This window comes from Acinetobacter sp., from assembly GCF_049284435.1.
GTDB lineage: Bacteria > Pseudomonadota > Gammaproteobacteria > Pseudomonadales > Moraxellaceae > Acinetobacter.
In genome coordinates this window covers 1-3403 of sequence record NZ_JBAPXX010000101.1, presented here as the reverse complement: position 1 = coordinate 3403, position 3403 = coordinate 1, and the positions used below count along the sequence as shown (strand labels likewise).

At 41.6% G+C, this 3403-nt stretch carries 3 protein-coding genes and 1 pseudogene; all 4 read left to right on the top strand.

From position 1 onward, the window contains the following. Nucleotides 1-281 precede the first annotated feature (281 nt). The gene (locus tag WAK81_RS09000; RefSeq protein ID WP_422196541.1) at nt 282-716 is read left to right on the top strand and encodes an I78 family peptidase inhibitor; all 435 of its coding nucleotides are present in this window, start codon (nt 282-284) and stop codon (nt 714-716) included. Nucleotides 717-829: 113 nt separating this feature from the next. Beyond that, nucleotides 830-1189: a hypothetical protein gene (locus tag WAK81_RS08995; RefSeq protein WP_004645374.1), complete on the top strand. Its 360-nt coding sequence runs from the start codon at nt 830-832 to the stop codon at nt 1187-1189. 209 nt (nt 1190-1398) lie between these two features. Continuing rightward, entirely contained in the window at nt 1399-1668 is a 270-nt protein-coding gene (locus WAK81_RS08990; protein ID WP_004278747.1) for a hypothetical protein, read from the top strand. Nucleotides 1669-1965: 297 nt separating this feature from the next. Further along, nucleotides 1966-3403, top strand: a pseudogene (locus WAK81_RS08985) (aconitate hydratase B); the annotation flags it as partial.

The window sequence follows — 3403 nt, the reverse complement described above, 5'->3', positions numbered from 1 at the left end:
AGTCATATTTGATTTGTGTAATGACAATGCAATTCTATTGAAATGCATAATCACTTAGTTCAGGCGATTCGTCCGGCATTTCCTTATTATGGAGAGGTTCTTCTCTTCTGTTTATCTTGTTCATTGAGAGAATTTATAGCGTTGAAGTCCTTAATTCACAAAGGTCTTATTTCCATTCTTTAATGAAAAAGTACGGTTAAAAATGTACACAGACTTGTGTCTGGCAAGGACAAGGAAATATGCTAAATTGGTGAAGAATTATTGAAGAAGAATAGGCTCTCATGAAAAAAACAATGCTGTTCGGTTTGCTGGCTGTTGCTCTAAGTGCATGTACCACCACGCCGCAATCTGAGACGGAAGCTCCTAAAATAGGTTCAGCGAATCCTGCAAGCGCTTATTGTGTCAATCAGGGTGGCAAACTTGAAATTCGTACTGAAAGCAATGGTCAGGTCGGATATTGCCATTTAAAGAATGGTCAGGTGGTCGAGGAGTGGGAATTACTGCACATGAATCAACCTAAATGTATTGCTGATCATGCAGCGGCATTGGTCGGTCAATCTAATCTGACTGAAGAACAAATCAAGCAAAAAACCAAAGCACAAATTGTACGTATGGTCGAGCCGGGTCAAGCGGTGACCATGGATTATCGTGAAGAACGAGTGACTGTAACCGTAGATCCTGCAAGCAAAAAAATTATTCAGGCCTCATGCGGTTAATCACACAAAATGAAAAAGCCCATTAGTGGGCTTTTTTTAATTCAGTACAATAAGCATTTTGAAATGACAAATCTTCCCCGATCTTTTATATTGCCCCTCGGAAGGAGAAATTCATGAAAAAGTTATTGGCTTTATCGTTTATGCTGGCTCTGGCCGGTTGTGCCGAGAAGAAACCCTTAACCCCTGAAGAGCAGTGGCAAGGTTATTGTCGAAGTGTCGGTAATGCGGCGCGTACCATTATGCTGGATCGTCAGAACGCGATTGAGAAAGAAAAAGCAATCGAGCATGCCAACAAGATCGACGATGAAACCACCAAAGGTTTTATCCTGAATATTATTGATGAAGTCTATGCAATTCCAGCCGAAGAGATTAAGGCAGATGTAAAAGCAGCACGTGAAAAAGTCCGCGCTGAATTTACTGCAAAGTGTATTGCGACACCGCATGATGAATTACCAGATTACAAACCGTTCTAAGGAACGGTTTTTTATATCTAGATAAAATTATCCAACCCATATTTCCCATTAAGCGTATTTTTAAATATATGCATCTTCAAAAGACTGAATAATAAAAATAGCCTAAGCAAATGTACACTTTGTGACAATTTCTAAATCTAAAATATAGAAATACTTATCTTTATATTGAATAATGAATTTAACTCCAATTAACCGAGGAGTAGCATAATATGGAAGTCGTAAGATATTTACATCATTCTGATCTGCTGCTTGAAGATGAAGAGGGTGTGGTCATTATTGGCGGCAGTCGCTATGTACTCAGCGTGGGTGACAAAGTCGTTTTAAAGAAGATGCTAGAACAAGATAAAAAGCTGTATCAGGTTGATATTTCCTTTGCCAGCAATAATCACAGTACAACCTATGAAGATGAATGCGTGGTGAAATTCCAAGGCTGCCGAGATTCATATCAGCAGTATTTAAACTCGACCACTGTACACTAAGGTGGAGTATCTTTTTAACTTCAAATCAGGCAACATCAGGGTTGCCTTTTTTATGCATTAAATTCAGTTAAAAGGGCCTATTCATGGGCTTGTTTCGTGTGGTGTAAGCTGGAACTGATTATGGAATAATCATTAAGAGCATCATTTAGTTATAAAATAACGAGCATCACGAAGAAACACTTGAGTTGCATTAACTTTTAACTGGAAATTTAGTAAAATTTCGGAGTCCATATTATTTATGAAGCTTGGAATAAGCAGGAATTCATAAGTAATTTTTTAAAAAAGAGGAATAACACTGTGCTAGAAGCTTACCGCCAACACGTTGAAGAACGTGCCGCACTCGGAGTCCCACCGAAGCCACTTGACGATGCCCAAACAGCTGCATTAGTTGAACTACTAAAAAACCCGCCAGCTGGTGAAGAAGCATACTTGGTAGATTTGCTTGAAAACCGTGTACCAGCAGGTGTTGACCAAGCTGCATATGTAAAAGCTGCGTTCTTAGCTGCATTGGCAAAAGGCGAAGCAACCTCTCCACTCGTTTCTAAAGAACGTGCTGTTTACTTACTAGGTACTATGCTTGGTGGTTACAACGTAGCGCCTTTAGTTGAACTTTTAGACAATACTGAGCTTGCTGAACTTGCAGCTGAAGCATTGAAAAAAACGCTTCTTGTATTTGATGCATTCCATGACGTTGCTGATAAAGCAAAAGCTGGTAACGTAAATGCTCAAGCAGTTATGCAGTCTTGGGCTGACGCTGAATGGTTCACTAGCCGTAAAGACGTTCCTGAAGAAATCAAACTGACAGTTTTCAAAGTAACTGGCGAAACTAACACTGACGACTTGTCACCTGCACAAGACGCTTGGAGCCGTCCAGACATTCCATTGCACGCAAATGCAATGTTGAAAAACGTACGTGACGGGATCAATCCAGAAGTTCCTGGTGAAGTGGGTCCACTTAACCAAATTAAAGAGCTGATCGCGAAAGGCAACCAAGTTGCTTACGTTGGTGACGTTGTTGGTACAGGTTCTTCTCGTAAATCTGCAACTAACTCTGTACTTTGGTTCTTCGGTGACGACATCCCGCACATCCCGAACAAAAAAGACGGTGGTTACTGCCTAGGTTCTAAAATCGCTCCGATTTTCTTCAACACCATGGAAGATGCGGGTGCATTACCGATCGAGATCGATGTTGCCAACATGAACATGGGCGACGAAATCGTTCTTAAGATCGATCACGCTGCTGCTAAAGTAACTGCGTTCAAAGACGGCGCACAAATCGCTGAAGCTGAACTTAAAACTCCAGTACTTCTAGACGAAGTTCGTGCTGGTGGTCGTATTAACCTGATCGTAGGTCGTGGTTTGACGACTAAAGCGCGTGAAGCTTTAGGTCTTCCAGTATCTACAATGTTCCGTACTCCGGTTCAGCCTGCTGCAACTGGTAAAGGTTTCACTCAAGCTCAGAAGATGGTTGGTCGCGCTTGTGGTCTTCCTGAAGGTCAAGGTGTACTTCCAGGTACTTACTGTGAACCTAAGATGACTACTGTGGGTTCGCAAGATACAACTGGTCCAATGACTCGTGACGAATTGAAAGACTTGGCTTGCCTAGGCTTCTCTGCTGACCTTGTTATGCAATCTTTCTGTCATACAGCTGCGTATCCAAAACCAGTTGACGTTCAAATGCAACACTCGCTTCCTGATTTCATCATGAACCGTGGTGGTGTGTCTTTACGCCCAG

Excerpts from the sequence above, each read along its gene's own strand:
- WAK81_RS09000 (WP_422196541.1), top strand. The coding sequence starts at position 282 with ATGAAAAAAACAATGCTGTTCGGTTTGCTGGCTGTTGCTCTAAGTGCA.
- WAK81_RS08995 (WP_004645374.1), top strand. The coding sequence starts at position 830 with ATGAAAAAGTTATTGGCTTTATCGTTTATGCTGGCTCTGGCCGGTTGT.
- WAK81_RS08990 (WP_004278747.1), top strand. The coding sequence starts at position 1,399 with ATGGAAGTCGTAAGATATTTACATCATTCTGATCTGCTGCTTGAAGAT.